Source organism: Haloprofundus halobius (assembly GCF_020097835.1).
Taxonomy (GTDB): Archaea; Halobacteriota; Halobacteria; order Halobacteriales; family Haloferacaceae; genus Haloprofundus; species Haloprofundus halobius.
This window is the reverse complement of sequence record NZ_CP083666.1, coordinates 1-14,130: the sequence shown is the minus strand read 5'-3', so window position 1 is coordinate 14,130 and position 14,130 is coordinate 1. Positions and strand designations below refer to the sequence as shown.

At 65.4% G+C, this 14,130-nt stretch carries 17 protein-coding genes; 8 read left to right on the top strand and 9 right to left on the bottom strand.

Annotated features, from left to right (window positions below; genetic code table 11):
* Positions 1–280: 280 nt before the first annotated feature.
* Together LAQ74_RS00080 and secF are read right to left on the bottom strand one after the other, a co-directional pair.
* Positions 281–1,882, bottom strand: coding sequence for a preprotein translocase subunit SecD (locus LAQ74_RS00080; protein ID WP_224333747.1), 1,602 nt, complete (start codon positions 1,880–1,882; stop codon positions 281–283).
* Complete coding sequence (secF, locus tag LAQ74_RS00075; RefSeq protein WP_224333746.1) at positions 1,879–2,769, bottom strand: protein translocase subunit SecF; 891 nt, start codon at positions 2,767–2,769, stop codon at positions 1,879–1,881. The genes LAQ74_RS00080 and secF overlap by 4 nt, the downstream gene beginning before the upstream one ends.
* Before the next feature lie 79 nt (positions 2,770–2,848).
* Between secF and LAQ74_RS00070 the strand changes: the two genes are divergently transcribed.
* Together LAQ74_RS00070 and eif1A are read left to right on the top strand one after the other, a co-directional pair.
* The gene (locus tag LAQ74_RS00070) at positions 2,849–3,193 is read left to right on the top strand and encodes a DUF7968 family protein (protein WP_224333745.1); all 345 of its coding nucleotides are present in this window, start codon (positions 2,849–2,851) and stop codon (positions 3,191–3,193) included.
* 108 nt (positions 3,194–3,301) lie between these two features.
* The gene (gene eif1A, locus LAQ74_RS00065) at positions 3,302–3,586 is read left to right on the top strand and encodes a translation initiation factor eIF-1A (protein ID WP_224333744.1); all 285 of its coding nucleotides are present in this window, start codon (positions 3,302–3,304) and stop codon (positions 3,584–3,586) included.
* Between the two features lie 112 nt (positions 3,587–3,698).
* On the opposite strand, the gene LAQ74_RS00060 is transcribed toward eif1A, so the two are convergent.
* Together LAQ74_RS00060 and LAQ74_RS00055 are read right to left on the bottom strand one after the other, a co-directional pair.
* Positions 3,699–4,175 (bottom strand): DUF5812 family protein, encoded by a 477-nt coding sequence (locus tag LAQ74_RS00060; RefSeq protein WP_224333743.1) that lies wholly within the window; start codon positions 4,173–4,175, stop codon positions 3,699–3,701.
* A 90-nt stretch (positions 4,176–4,265) separates the two neighbouring features.
* On the bottom strand, positions 4,266–4,778 hold the full coding sequence (locus tag LAQ74_RS00055) for a DUF8056 family protein (RefSeq protein WP_224333742.1): 513 nt from the start codon (positions 4,776–4,778) through the stop codon (positions 4,266–4,268).
* A 135-nt stretch (positions 4,779–4,913) separates the two neighbouring features.
* On the opposite strand from LAQ74_RS00055, the gene LAQ74_RS00050 reads away from it, so the two are divergent.
* Together LAQ74_RS00050 and LAQ74_RS00045 are read left to right on the top strand one after the other, a co-directional pair.
* A complete protein-coding gene (locus LAQ74_RS00050) occupies positions 4,914–6,200 on the top strand; it encodes a glucose-6-phosphate isomerase (protein ID WP_224333741.1) in 1,287 nt (428 codons plus the stop codon).
* Between the two features lie 89 nt (positions 6,201–6,289).
* Positions 6,290–7,042, top strand: a complete 753-nt coding sequence (locus LAQ74_RS00045) for a CPBP family intramembrane glutamic endopeptidase (protein WP_224333740.1) — start codon at positions 6,290–6,292, stop codon at positions 7,040–7,042.
* Positions 7,043–7,083: 41 nt separating this feature from the next.
* Here the strand turns inward: LAQ74_RS00045 and LAQ74_RS00040 are convergent, their stop codons facing one another.
* Entirely contained in the window at positions 7,084–7,542 is a 459-nt protein-coding gene (locus tag LAQ74_RS00040) for an NOB1 family endonuclease (RefSeq protein ID WP_224333739.1), read from the bottom strand.
* A gap of 4 nt (positions 7,543–7,546) precedes the next feature.
* Complete coding sequence (locus LAQ74_RS00035; protein ID WP_224333738.1) at positions 7,547–7,795, bottom strand: PRC-barrel domain-containing protein; 249 nt, start codon at positions 7,793–7,795, stop codon at positions 7,547–7,549.
* A 209-nt stretch (positions 7,796–8,004) separates the two neighbouring features.
* On the opposite strand from LAQ74_RS00035, the gene infB reads away from it, so the two are divergent.
* From infB to LAQ74_RS00020, 4 genes are all read left to right on the top strand, one after another.
* Positions 8,005–9,807, top strand: coding sequence for a translation initiation factor IF-2 (gene infB, locus LAQ74_RS00030; RefSeq protein WP_224333737.1), 1,803 nt, complete (start codon positions 8,005–8,007; stop codon positions 9,805–9,807).
* 210 nt (positions 9,808–10,017) lie between these two features.
* The gene (locus LAQ74_RS20280; RefSeq protein WP_255542762.1) at positions 10,018–10,140 is read left to right on the top strand and encodes a hypothetical protein; all 123 of its coding nucleotides are present in this window, start codon (positions 10,018–10,020) and stop codon (positions 10,138–10,140) included.
* Positions 10,140–11,378, top strand: a complete 1,239-nt coding sequence (locus LAQ74_RS00025; RefSeq protein ID WP_224333736.1) for an RNA-guided endonuclease InsQ/TnpB family protein — start codon at positions 10,140–10,142, stop codon at positions 11,376–11,378. The genes LAQ74_RS20280 and LAQ74_RS00025 overlap by 1 nt, the downstream gene beginning before the upstream one ends.
* Positions 11,379–11,430: 52 nt before the next feature.
* Entirely contained in the window at positions 11,431–11,661 is a 231-nt protein-coding gene (locus LAQ74_RS00020) for a DUF8015 family protein (RefSeq protein WP_224333735.1), read from the top strand.
* Positions 11,662–11,785: 124 nt separating this feature from the next.
* Here the strand turns inward: LAQ74_RS00020 and LAQ74_RS00015 are convergent, their stop codons facing one another.
* The 3 genes from LAQ74_RS00015 to pan2 form a co-directional block, all read right to left on the bottom strand.
* A complete protein-coding gene (locus LAQ74_RS00015; RefSeq protein ID WP_224333734.1) occupies positions 11,786–12,169 on the bottom strand; it encodes a DUF5811 family protein in 384 nt (127 codons plus the stop codon).
* Between the two features lie 60 nt (positions 12,170–12,229).
* Positions 12,230–12,703, bottom strand: coding sequence for a pyruvoyl-dependent arginine decarboxylase (locus LAQ74_RS00010; RefSeq protein ID WP_224333733.1), 474 nt, complete (start codon positions 12,701–12,703; stop codon positions 12,230–12,232).
* Between the two features lie 117 nt (positions 12,704–12,820).
* The gene (gene pan2, locus LAQ74_RS00005) at positions 12,821–14,050 is read right to left on the bottom strand and encodes a proteasome-activating nucleotidase Pan2 (RefSeq protein ID WP_224333732.1); all 1,230 of its coding nucleotides are present in this window, start codon (positions 14,048–14,050) and stop codon (positions 12,821–12,823) included.
* Between the last annotated feature and the right edge of the window lie 80 nt (positions 14,051–14,130).

The following is a 14,130-nucleotide window of genomic DNA, read 5'->3' as shown; positions in this document are numbered from 1 at the left end:
GCGCCGGTCAGAAGAGTCCGATTTCGAGCGCGCCGAAGAACAGGCCGAACACGATGGTGGTCGCGAGCAGTACGATCATCAGGTAGTCGAACGCGCCTTCCGGTGTGCCGAGCGATGGTACGTGCATAGTATCCGGTTCGAACCCCACCGTCTTGTGCGTATAGGATTCGAGTCGGACAGCGACACCGAAAGAGTGCAGCGAACCGGACAGTCGACCGAGAGCGGGTTCAGAACCGGACGAGAGCCGGAAATCGGTCAGAAACGAGTCGACGTCGGCCGCTCAGCGGTCGGTCAGGAGCGCTCGCAGGATGTCGCCGTAGGCGGGGCGCGTGATGAGCACGCCGACGAGCACGCCGAGGATGGTGAAGATGGCGAAGCCCTGCAGGTCGCCGAGCGACAGCACCGCTAGCGGACTCATCGCGATGATGGTCGTCGCGGCGGCCGCGCCGATGACCCAGAACGCCTTCTTGAACCGCGACTGGAACACCTTCCGCGAATTCACGTCGCCCTCTGCCATCACCTCGTCGGCGATGATGATGAGGTCGTCCACCCCCGTTCCGATGACGGCGATGAAGCCGCCGATGACCGAGAGGTCGAGCGGGTAGCGCAACAGCGCCGCCGCCCCGAGGAGGATGACCACCTCCGACAGCGCCGTCACGACCATCGGGGCCGCGACGCGGGCGGAGCCGTAGCGGAGGAAGACGACGCCGCTGACGGCGAACACCGCGATGATGCCGGTGATGAGCGAGTTGATTCGGAAGTTCTCACCCTGCGTGGGAGAGATGTACGACGATGTCCCCTCTCCGTCCGGGCCGATGTCCAGCGGCGCGGGGAGCGCGCCGGCGCGGAGGTTGATGGCGAGCTGCTGGGCCTCCGAGTAGTTCGCCGTCTGGAGGACGAACTGCGGGCTGCTCTCCCACTGACCGCTGCGCATGTCGTTCGCGAGACCCTGACTCATGCCGGCGGAGTAGACCACTTCGCCGTCGACGACGGTCAGCAGACACGGCTGGGTGCCGTTGGGGTTCTCGTCGTAGCTACAGGCCGACCCGCCCTCGCCGGCGACGCCGGTTTCGACCATCTTCTCCTGGAACTCGGGCGCTTTGGACTCGCGGACGACGACCGGCACGTTCGGGGCCTGACCCTCCTGCGACGGCTGCGCCGTCCCGATGCTCTGGAAGTCGCCCTGTTCGAGCACCAGTTCGCGGCGGTACTCCGTCGAGCCGTTCTCCTCGGCGGGGTAGTAGACGTCGACCTGCACTTGGCCCTGTTGGCTCACGAGTTCGAGCACGTCCGAACGGTCCTCGTCCGGCACCTCGATGAGCACGAAGTACTCGCCGGTCGACGTGGAGACGACTCGCGCGGACCCGCCGGAGAGGCCCGCCTGGTTGATCTTGTTGCTGATGACGTCGACGGTCTGTTGTCGCGTCTCCTCGGTGACCCCCTCGCGAACGTTCCCGTACTCGTACCCGGCGGCGTCGAGCGCCGCGGCGAGGTCGTCGGTGGAGACGTTCTCCGTCGTCGCTTCGACGGTCGCCCGACGGTCCTCCGTCGGGGGACGGGCGGTGATATCCGTCACGTCCGTGTTCGGGAGTTCGGCGGCGACGTTCTGCTCGACCGCCGCGGCGGAGTCGTTTTCGAACTCCACCTCCTCGGCGGTGACCCCGACCAGCGGCGCGCGGATGCGCGTCCCGCCGGAGAGGTCGAGTCCGTAGACGAGGTTGGTCGGTCCGTCGCTCGTCCCTGCGACGGTGTCGTTTCCGACGGACTGGTTTCCGTCCGCGGACCCGGCGACGCCGCCGGCGGGACCGAACAGCGCGAACACGCTGGCGACGACGAGCACGACGAGCAGGATGATCCGCCAGTTGTCGCGGAGCGCGCTCATCGTTTCACCCCCTCGTACTTGTACCAGCGAAGCAGGGTCACGTTCAGCATGTACGTGTTCATCAGGTCGGCGGCCAGTCCGAAGACGAGAATCAACCCGATGGCGGCCAACAGTTGGATGCCGAACAGCGTCGCCGTGACGGCCATCACGATCATCGCCGCTATCGAGGTGAGCGTCATCGTGACACCCGTCTGCATCGCGCGGTACGTCGACTCGTAGAAGTCGCCCGACCGCCGCAGTACGTGGCTGTTCAGGAGGATGTCCGAGTCGACGCTGTAGCCGATGAGCATCAACAGCGCGGCGACGGTCCCGAGCGACAGTTCGATGCCGAAGAGGTTCATCAGCGCCACCGGGATGACCACGTCCGAGAACGCCGAGATGACGACGGCGATAGACGGGACGAACGTCCGAAACAGGACGAAGACGACGATGCTCATCCCGAGGAACGCGACGACCACACCGCCGAGCGCCAGTAGCTGCGTGTCACCGCCGAAGCTGGCGGAAACCGTCGAGAGACTCTGAATCTCCAGTCGTTCGGCCGCATCGTTCGGCGGGTTCTCTACCGTTTGTTCCAACTGCGCGGGGTCCGTGTCGGGGCCGAAGGTGACGACGTACGTCCCGTCGGAGGGGACGGACTGAATCGACTCGATGTCGGCGTCGAACGCCTGCCGGATGACCTGCTCGGCCTGTCCGTCGGGCGCGTCGACGGCGAGTCGAACCTCTGTCCCGCCGGAGAACTCGGTTCCGAGCGCCACGGGCGTGCCCGTCGTCGCGAACGTCACGGCGATAACGAGAAGCGCGAGCGCGAGAACCGTGAGCGGAACCGCCGCGAGTTGACGATTCGTGTACCGGGTGAAATCGACCTCCGGTACGTCGAATGCAACCATGTCGGCCGGTAGTCAGCCCGTCGAATAAGCCTTCTTAAATTCCCGTGCCCTCATGTGCCTCCGTCGCATACACCTCTCGATGGCCGAATCAACGCACCACGACGACGAGAGCAGGCGACGAACCGCGACGCGGGTCGTCCTCTCGCATCCGAAGAATCTCAGCGACTGGGGCCGCGACCAGATTTCGTCGGACCGCTATCGGGGGTATCTCCGTCGAAAGCTCGATACTCCGACAGGAGGCGACACGTTCGAGACGTTCGTCGACGTCGGCTGTTGCGGCGACAGCCTCGACGTGCCGTTCCGCGTCGAAGCCGTCGAGGGTGGGGAAGTGGTCGGCGACGAAACCGAGATAGCGTACGTCGAACGTGACGAGACGATGGAAGGCGGGTGGCGCGTGCAGAGCAAGGCGGGGCCGACGGGGTGAGTGCTGCTGGATGTCAGTCGGCGAAATCACACGTCGCTCGTGACAGGTTGTGACATCCGCTAACGCGGACCCCAAACGTCTTAACCGTCTCCGGGCGCTATTTATACTATGAGCGAGGAATCCGGGCGTCGAAACCTTCGAATGCCCAACGACAACGAGATGTTCGCGGTCGTCACAGAGCACAACGGCGGCAACCACGTCCGCGTCCGCTGCAACGACGGCAAAGAACGCATGGGCCGCATCCCCGGCCGCATGAAGTACCGCACGTGGATTAACGAGGGCGACGTCGTCCTCGTCGAACCGTGGGACTGGCAGGACGAGAAAGCCAACATCGAGTGGCGCTACACCGACCAGGACGCCGAGCAGCTCCGGCAAGAAGGCCACATCCAGTAATCGAATTCTCCGGACGGCGCGCCGCGCCGCCGATGTATGAGGTATCCCCGACGCGACGTTCTCGAAACTTCCGAAACTCACAGCGATGCGTCTCCCTCTTCGTGCGGCGACGTTAGGGCATGTAGCGCACGACGACGACGCCGGGCGACGACCGCACTTCGACCCGATTGACACCGAGTCGTGCCGCCCGCGAGAGCAGTCCCTCCTCGTCGTCGAGCACGTCGGCGACGGCTTGTTCGGTCGTCTCCTCGGGCACCGTGACGACGTGAATCTCACCGGTTCCGGCGCGTTCTCGCCGCGTCAGTTCGCCCACCGGTTGCTCGGCGGCGAGATCGCGGGCCATCGTCGTCGGCGACTCGCTGCTCTCCTCGATGCGGAGCGGACGGCGCGACTCGACTTCGACGAGTTGCCACGTGACGTTCATCGGCGGGTCGGGCGCGACGACGCCCTCGACGGCGTCGTGCCGCTCGACGCCGGGGTTCGACACCAGCGTGTGCACCTGCCCGTCCTCGACGTCCTTCAACACGGCTGTCTCGTCGTCCGCCGCGGTGACGAGAAACGTCCCTTCCTTGGATTCGTCGTCAGTCATGTCCAGCGATAGGTCGTCGGGACGTTTTTCGGTTTCGTCGTCTCGGCGGGGTGCGACGCGGTGACGCCAGTCACGGGGCGCGTCGGCGAGTCACCGGAGCCGTCGGTGGAGTCCGAAGATGAGAAGCGCTGCCAGAAGCGGCGGGACCACTCCTGCCAACTGTGGCAGACCGTAGAGCAACTCGACGAGCGGCGCGAGCGCGCCGTCGACGGGCGTCTGCAGGTCGGGCGGGACGGTGATTATCGCGCCGGCGTACAGCGAGGCGAGGAAGACGAACCCCGAGAGACCGAGCGCGAAGTCGTAGTGTTCGTTCGCCCGACTCTCCTCGCGGCGATGTCGGCGGGCGACGAACAGCGTCGGCGCGAGAATCGGCGCGACGAGGAGGAGACCGACGACGGCGTAGAAGGACCGCGAGAGCGTCAACTGCCCCCCGGCGAAGCCGGCCGTGTTCCCGATGAGGACCACGAGTCCCGCGCCGACGACGAGCGAGACGAACAGCGCGACGAGCGCGCTCACGGCGACGTAGACGCGGAACAGCCACGAGGTCGAGCGCCTGAGCGCGTACGGGAACGCGCCGAAGACGCCGTTGTAACCGTCGGCCATCGTTCCCAGTTGGTACCGGGGGCGATTAAGCCGATTGGTCTGGCGGCCCCGCTCGCTCTCACGGCGCCCGACGACGACTCTCGTCGCCTGCGGGCGAGGACAACGCCTTTGGTGTCGGCGCGCGCGCGTTCGGCCATGTACGTCGACCTCGGCAACGTTCTCGACTCGACGCCCGGACTGAGCCGCGAGCAGTTAGAGCGCCTCGACGAGCGCGTCGCCGACGCCCACGAGCGCATCGAGCGGGGCCGCGCCGACGCCGAGCACGGCTACGCTGCCCTCAATTTGCCGGAGACGGCCGACCCGGACGAGATTCGCGCCGCGGTCGAACCGTTCGGCGACGCCGAGGCCGTTTTGACCGTCGGCATCGGCGGCAGCGCCCTCGGCGCTGCGACCGTCTCGGAGGCGCTCGGCGGCGACGTCGACGCGCACTTCCTCGATAACGTCGACCCCGAGGACACGGCTCGGCTTCTAAACTCCCTGCCGCTCGGCGAGACGGCCGTAAACGTCGTCTCCCGCTCCGGAACGACCGCCGAGACGCTCGCGAACTTCCTCGTCGTCCGCGAGGCGATGGCGTCGGCGGGCGTCGACTGGACCGAGCGGACGTTCGTCACCACGGGTGAGGAAGGGAACCTCCGCGAACTGGCGGAGAAACACGACCTGCCTGCACTGAAGGTACCCGATGGGGTTCCGGGTCGCTTCTCGGCGCTCTCGACTGTGGGCCTCGCCTGCGCGGCGATTCAGGGTCACGACCTCGACGCGATTCTCGCGGGCGCGGCCGACGAGGCCGAGAAGCTGTCGGGGTCGCTGTTCGACTCCCCGGCGTATGCGTACGGCGCGGCCGCCTACGCGCTGGACCGCCGCGGCGCGACGGTCAACGCGATGATGCCCTACGCCGAATCACTAGAGTACTTCGCCGAGTGGTTCGCGCAACTGTGGGCCGAAAGTTTGGGCAAGGAGGGCGTCGGCCAGACGCCCGCTCGTGCGCTCGGTGCGACCGACCAGCACTCGCAACTGCAACTGTATCGGGCAGGGCGCCACGACAAACTCGTCACGCTCGTCCGACCGCGGGAGCGCGAGGACCGACCGATTCCCGAGACCGACCTCGAAGGGTTGTCGTACCTCGGCGGGTCGACGCTCGGCGAACTGCTGGACGCGGAGTTCGAGGCGACGGAGGCGAGTCTCGCCGCGGCGGGCCAGCCGAATGTCCGAGTGGAAATCGACCGCGTCGACGAGCGCGGTGTCGGCGAGTTGCTCTACGGGATGGAGGTCGCCTGCGTGCTCTACGGCGAACTGGAGAACGTCTCGACGTTCACCCAGCCGGCCGTCGAGTGGGGCAAGCGCGCCGCTCGTGGGCTTCTCGGCGGCGGCGACTTCGAAGAGGCCGACGCGGTGAGCGACAAGACGCGTCTCGAAGTTGAGTAGGCGAGACGCGAAACGGGTCGATCGCTCCCCCGTCGCCGAACCCGACCGGTGCATCTATTCGGCGTCGGCCAGTACTGTACGCCGAACAGATGCAGTCAGAACCTTCCCCGCAGTCGCAGTCCGCGACGCACCTACAGGCCGCCGGAACCGTCGTCTTCGTCGTCGCCGGCGCGTTCGCCGTGGGTATCGGCGTCTCCCTCGTCGGTCTGTTCGTGCTCCAGTCCCTCGGAATCTCGGCGCAGACACCCGCGACGCGTGCCGTTCTCGGGTCGCTACAGTACGTCGGTTTCGGCATCGCCGCCTACCTCTACCTCTCGAAACGAGACGAGTGGAACATCGTCCGCTGGCGCGTCCCGACGCTCCGCGACCTCGGCTGGATCGGCGGCGGACTCGTCATCCTCGTCGGTGCACTCGTCGCCGTCTCCGCCGTCATCCAGCAATTCGGCATCGAGGTGGCGGCAAACCAGGTCATCACGGCCGGCCAGCAGAACCCCGTCTACTTCCTCTACATGGTGCCGGTGACCATCTTCTTCGTCGGTCCGATGGAGGAACTCATCTTCCGCGGCATCGTCCAGGAGAAGCTCCGCCGTGTCTACGGGCAGGCGGTGGCCGTCGTGGTCGCCAGCGCCGTCTTCGCCGTCGCCCACTGGCTGGCGCTCATCGGCAGCGGCGGCGGCAAAGTCGCGAGCATCGCCGTCATCTTCGTCCTCGGCGCGGTTCTGGCGCTGCTGTACGAGCGGACCGAGAACCTCGTCGTCGTCGCCGTCGTCCACGGCCTGTTCAACGCCTACCAGTTCCTCGGCCAGTACGCTATCGCGACAGGTCTGATTCCGGGTGCGTAGAGGAGATGTCAACGTGCGGTCGGAGAGGCCGAACGGCGTGACTACGCCGGATTCTTTCGCGTGAGGTCCGACCCGCAGATGGGACAGCGGTCGTGGTTCTCGTCGAACTCGCGGCCGCAGCCGGCGCACTGGAAGCGCCAGTTGCGCTGCTCTTCGATGCCGTCGCGGGCGATGACCTTCACCGAGACGCCGAGATGTTCGGCGACGTTCTGCATCGCGTAGTCGTCGGTGACGAGCGTCGCGTCCAACTCGAAGGAGGTGGCGAGAAGCCGCATGTCCGTCTCCGAGAGCACGTCGGCGTCGCCCGTCTCCGCGGCGGCGCGACCGATAGTCTCGACGGCCCCCTCGGCGGGAATGTGGATGTGCATCCCCGCACCTTCCATCGCGTCGAAACGGAAGGCGTGCTCGCCTTCCAGTTCCGCCTGGACGTCGGGTATCGAAGCCGTCTGCTCGTCGGTGTGGTACTCGTGGATGAACGCCGAAGAATCGAGAACTTGCATCTACCTAACGCTGGACGACGATGTAATCTTTCACCGCTTTGACGTGACTGACCGGGATGCGGAACCGACCGGCGTCGTCGCGGTCGAACGACCCAGTATCGACGCCGAGCGCTTCCTCGTCCGGGGAGACGAGCAGATCCGTGAGTGCGCCCGTCTTGTGGTTCATCGTGATGTTGTACAGCATGCCGAGTTCGGTTCCGTCCGAACCCATGACGGCTTTGCCCGAGAGGTTCTCGGCGAGTATGTCGGCCATAGCCGCCTATTCGAGTCCGGTCACATAAACGCCACGGGGTCGTCTGACGAGCGTCTGTCGGCGGCGGCGTCCCGAGACTGTCGCTTCTCGGTGACGGTCGCCTGTCGTGGTAGTTCTCCCAGCTCGAAATCGACAGCGTGCGGAGTTGAAACACTTAACTTCGACCCCCGATATTCGACGGATAAGAGAACTTCTCCGGGGCGATTTTCATGTCAGATACGGACCAGCCACCACGAACCGAGACGCTTCGCACACCCATCGTCGCCGTTCTGGGTCACGTCGACCACGGGAAGACCAGCCTCCTCGACAAGGTTCGGGGGTCGGCCGTCAGCGAGGGTGAGGCCGGCGCAATCACCCAGCACATCGGTGCCACCGCGGTGCCGCTCGACACGGTGTCGTCGATGGCCGGCAGCCTCGTCGACCCCGACGACTTCGACCTTCCCGGTCTCCTGTTCATCGACACGCCGGGGCACCACTCGTTTTCGACGCTGCGCTCGCGCGGCGGCGCGCTCGCCGACATCGCCATCCTCGTCGTCGACGTCAACGACGGCTTCCAGCCGCAGACCGTCGAGGCGCTCGACATCCTCAAGCGGACCGGGACGCCGTTCGTCGTCGCCGCCAACAAAGTCGACACGACGCCGGGGTGGAACCCGCAGGAGGGGTCGCCCATCAAGCCGTCGTACGACGCCCAGAGCGACCGCGCGCGGGGGATGCTCGACACGAACCTCTACGAGATAATCGGCCAGCTCTCCGACGAGGGGCTGTCGGCTGACCTCTACTGGCGCGTCCAGAACTTCCAGAAGAACGTCGGCGTCATCCCCGTCTCGGCGATGACCGGCGAGGGGATTCCGGACCTGCTCGCCGTCCTGATGGGGCTGTCGCAGCGCTACATGAAAGCCGAGATGGCCGTCGACATCGCCGGTCCCGGTGCGGGGACGGTGCTTGAAGTCAAGGAGGAGCGCGGCTTCGGCGCGACGCTCGACGTGGTGCTGTACGACGGCACCGTCCGCGAGGGCGACACCATCGTCGTCGGCGGGACCAACGGTCCCATCGTCACCGAGATTCGCGCGCTGTTGCAACCGCGCCCGCTCGCCGAGATTCGAACCGAGAAGCGGTTCGAGCGCGTCGACGAAGTGAAAGCCGCGGCGGGTGTGAAGATCGCCGCCCCCGACCTCGACGACGCGATGGCGGGCGCGCCGGTCCGCGCCGTCCGGAGCCGCGAGGTCGACGACGTAATACAGGACGTGCAGGCCGAACTCGCCGAGATAGAGGTCAACACCGAGGAGGAAGGCGTCGTGGTGAAGGCCGACACGCTCGGGAGCCTCGAAGCGATGGCAAACGCCCTGAGAGAGGCCGAGATTCCGATTCTCCGCGCGGAAGTCGGCGACGTGGCCCCCCGCGACGTCGCCGTCGCCGGAACCGCCCGCGAGGACGAACACAAGGTCATCCTCGCGTTCAACGTCGACGTGCTGCCGAACGCCGAGGACGAACTCGACGACAGCGACGTGCGGCTGTTCGACGACGACGTCATCTACCAACTCATCGAAGAGTACGACGAGTTCGTCACCGAGCGAAAACGCGCCCAGCAGGAGACGGTGCTCGACAAGATCGTCCGCCCGGCGCGCTTCCGCATCCTCCAGGACCACGTGTTCCGCCAGAACGACCCCGCCGTCGTCGGCGTCGAGGTCATGTCCGGCACCCTCAAAAACAACATGCGCGTCGTCAAGTTCGACGGGGACAAGCCGACGCGCGTCGGTCAGCTGTCGGGTATTCAACAACAGGGCGAGGACGTCAAACAGGTCCGCGCGGGCAACCGCGTCAGCGTCGCCATCGACGGCCCGACGGTCGGCCGTCAGATAGACGAGGGCGACGAGTTGTGGGTCGAACTCCCCGAGAAACACGCGAAGATTCTCGAACAGGAACTGTCGAGCGAGATTCCCGGCGACGAACTGGAGGCGCTGCAGGGGTATCTCGACAAACACCGCCGTCGGGACCCGTTCTGGGGGAAGTAATCGATAGCGGGCGGCGGGTCGAACAGTCATCGAGAAGAACAGTCGGCGGAGATTTTAGCTGAATCGAGGCACTAAGCCCCCTTCCTCAGCGAGCGAAGCGAGCAGGGAGGGAATACAGCGCCGCTCGTTTTTCAGACACTCTACTACGGTATGCCCACAGGCCCACGTTCCGCAGGACTTATGCGCATTTGTGCGCATAGTGCGTATGTTGTGAGACGCAAGAATATCACCATTCGAGAGGACCAAGCCGAGTGGGTTGAGGAGAACCACCTGAACCTCTCGTCGTTCGTCCGTGGTCAACTCGACGAACTCATTGAGGAACGCGAGAGCTGATGTACTACGCCTACAAGTATCGTCTCGAGCCGTCCGACGCCCACCGCGAGGAGTTGGACCGACATCGCGATATCTGTAGGCAACTGTACAACCATACCCGCTACCGCCTCAACGAGTACCGAGAGAACCACGGCGAACTGCCGTCCATGACCACACTTCGATCGGAGCTACCCGACCTCAAGAAGTGGTGGGACGGACTCTCGGACGTGTACTCGAAAGTTCTCCAAACCGTCGTTGAACGCCTGTTCAACAACCTCAGTAGCCTTTCTGCGCTCAAGCAGAACGGCTACGGCGTCGGGATGCTCAAGTGGAAGCCACCGCGCGAGTTCCGCAGTTTCACGTACAATCAGTCTGGCTTCAAGCTCGACAAGAAGGGCGACCAGACTGTGCTGTCACTTTCGAAACTCGCGGACATACCGATCCGGCTCCATCGAGAGATCCCCGACAACGCCGCACTCAAGCAGGTCACACTCAAGAAGGAACCGACGGGCGAGTGGTTCGCTACGTTCGGTGTCGAAGTTGACCGAGAGCCGCCGGAGAAGCCCGACCGTCCAAAGACCGTCGTCGGGATCGACGTGGGTATTCTGAAATACGCCCACGACACCGACGGCCACGCGATCGAATCGGCCGACCTCTCGGACGAACGCGACCGACTCGAGCGAGAGCAACGGAAGCTTTCACGCAGAGAGCACGGGTCGAGCAACTACGAGAAACAACGCCGTCGCGTGGCCGAATGCCACGCCGATCTGAAGAACAAGCGCCGCGACTTCCTTCACAAACTCTCGGCGTACTACGCACGAGAGTACGATCTCGTCGCGGTCGAAGACCTGGACGCGAAAGGTCTGGTCGAACTTGACGGCAACTCACGGAACCGTGCCGGAGCAGCGTGGGGAACGTTCCTTCGAATGCTCGAGTACAAGTGCGAACGCGAAGGCACGCATTTTGTCGCGGTCGATCCAGGCGGAACGACCAAAGAGTGTGCGGCGTGCGGTGTCTCGACCGACAAACCGCTGTGGGTTCGCGAACACTCCTGTCCCTCGTGCGGCTTCACCGCCGACAGAGACTGGAACGCAGCGTGGAACATTCTTTCTCGCGGTATCAAGCAGTTAGGATCGGGACGCTCCGAATCAACGCCTGTGGAGACTGCGCTCCCTACGGGAACCACTTCGGTTCCTGCAAAGCGCGTCATCGAAGCAGGAAGCCCCACCCTCAAGGAGCGAGCGCAAGCGAGCGAGTAGGGTGGGATAGTTCACTCGCTGTGTTCCGTACACTCGGGTGAGGTGAACGTTCGTGAGTGTTAGTGACGACCCGTTCGACGCCGTAGTCGACGTGCCCACAGGGGTATCGTGCTACGACGTCCTGTTGCTTGCTATCCCCGCGTTGTTGCTCGTGGGGATAGCGACCGCGGCGACATCGTCGCTCGCGATGGCGCACGGGGTGGCGCTCGGCGCGCTGCCCGCCTCGGCAATCGTCGGCTACGCGCTGTTCGTCGACTCGCCAGTCGAATCGACTGCCGAGTAGCGGAGCCGCCGACGCACCGTAGCGACGACGCAGGTGTCCGCCTCCCGTTCGTGAATCGGGTCTCGACGAGCGCCGCCGCTGTCGAGTCGACGTCGTGGAGAACGAGACGGACCTTCGGAGGCGCTTATCGCGCGGTCGGCGTGACGCCGTCGCCGACGGCGGCCATCGCCTGCATCGCGGCGCTCGCGGCCAGACCCCGCGCGACTTCGCGGCGGTCCTCGTCGTCGAGGCCCGACTCCAGGTCGTCGGTGTCGGGATTGAAGCCGGCGCTGACGGCGTGACCCGCCGGGGGGTGGACGGCGACAGTCGCCCGCGGGCCGTTCGAGTCGTAGGAGAGTTCCGAACCGATAGCGTAACCGTCGGGGAGATACTCCCGCGTCTGTGCGACGATGCTGGCGACCGCTCGGCGGAGTTGCTGTTTCTGGTCGCCGGTGAGTTCGGCGGAGAGGTCCGGTTGGTCGGCGTCGACGGCGTCCGGAACGCCCGCGAAGGGGGTGTTGCCGTTCATACTAACTCAATCGTCCGCTTTAGGCGGTATCCGAGTAAAAAGGCGTCGGCAGGAGCAAGTTTATAAGATCGGTTCGCTGTCGCCGTAAACCGCGACCACGAGTGCGGTCGTGTACTCGCCGGAGTCAGCCCCCGTCGAGGCGACTTCGACGCGTTCGTCCTCGAACGTCCACTCGCGGAGGTCGCGGCCGGCGTCGAGGCCCGCGAGGACACGCTCGCGGACGGTCTCTGCGTCCGTCTCGCCGGCCGACTCGTAGAACAGTCCCGGCCCGGGGCCGGTCGTCCACCCGAGGCCGGCGGAGACCCGACCCGGTCCGGCGGCCGTCGCGCGGGCCTCGACGACGGTGAGTCGCTCGCCGGCGGGGCCGAGTTCCGGCGCGGTGCCGACGAACTCGACGTCGGCGTCGGCGGGGACGACCGACGAGACGGCGACGAGGTTGTAGTTGTGGATGTTCGCCTCGGCGAGGGCGGCGTCGTACGACGACATCGGCGTCGGTCCGGTCGCGACGCCGCTCACGACGCGAATCGTGCTCATACCGGAAGACGACGCGGCGGGAAGTAAGCGCTTGCGAAAACAGGGTGCGGAAAGCCGCGGTACGGGTGTCCGAAGTGCGGGTGTCCGATTTTCCGAAGTGCGGGTGTCCGAAGTGCGTCAGTACTGGTAGTCAGTAAACTCGCCGACGACGTCGTCCTCGTCGGCCTCGACGAGTTTCTCGCGGGCGGCCTCGAAGTCCTCCATCTTCACTTCGGTGCGTTCGTCGCGGATAGCGAACATCCCCGCCTCGGTGGCGAGGCTGGCGATGTCCGCACCGCTGAACCCGTCGAGGTCGTCGGCGAACGCGTCGAGGTCCACGTCGTCGGCGACGTTCATACGGTCGGTGTGGATGTCGAGGATGCGGCGGCGGCCCTCCTCGTTCGGTTTCGGGACCTCGATGAGGCGGTCGAAGCGGCCCGGCCGGAGGATGGCCTCGTCGAGCATATCGAAGCGGTTCGTCGCCGCGATGATGCGCACGTCACCGCGCTCTTCGAAGCCGTCCATCTCGTTGAGCAGTTGCATCATCGTCCGCTGGACCTCGGCGTCGCCGGAGGTCTTCGAGTCCGTCCGCTTGGAGGCGACGGCGTCGATCTCGTCGATAAAGATGACGGCGGGTTCGCGCTCGGCCGCCAGCGAGAACAGGTCACGGACGAGTCGCGCGCCCTCGCCGATGAACTTCTGGACGAGTTCGGAGCCGGCCATCTTGATGAACGTCGCGTCGGTCTGGTTGGCGACGGCCTTCGCGAGCATCGTCTTGCCCGTCCCCGGCGGGCCGTACAGCAGGACGCCCGCCGGCGGGTCAACACCGACTTCCTCGAACAGTTCGGGCGACGCCAGCGGGTCCTCGACCGCCTCCTTGACCTCCCGAATCTGGTCGTCGATGCCGCCGATGTCGTCGTAGGAGACGTCGGGCGACTCGTTGACCTCCATCGCCTGTGCTCGGGCGTCGGTCTCGTCGTCGAGAATCCGCTGAACCGCGAAGGAGTCGTTGATGGCGACCCGGTCGCCCGCCTCCAGTTTGGCCGCCAGTTGCGGCGACACCTCGGTCAGCACCTCCTGGTTGTTGCCGTGCTGTTTGATGACGACGCCGTCGTCGGAAACCTCCTCGACGGAGGCGAGGTACAGCGACGCCTTCTTCAGCGTGTCGTTGCGGCGTTTCAGTTGGTCGACCTCCGACTGGAGGTCCCCCATCCGGTCGTCTGCCTGTGCTAACCGTTCGTCTAGCTCCTCGTTGACCTGAACGATGCGCGCGAAGTGCTTCTGCATCGCATCGAGGCGCTCGGCGTCCGACATCTCTGGGTCGAGGTCGAGCCGAGGGCGGTCGGGGAGCGACGGACTCCGAGACATTCTCTGTCCGAACATGGGAGTGCGTGTAAATGGGCCTTTGGGTAACTGAAAATTGGCTCCGAGTCGATAGTTCGTCCGTG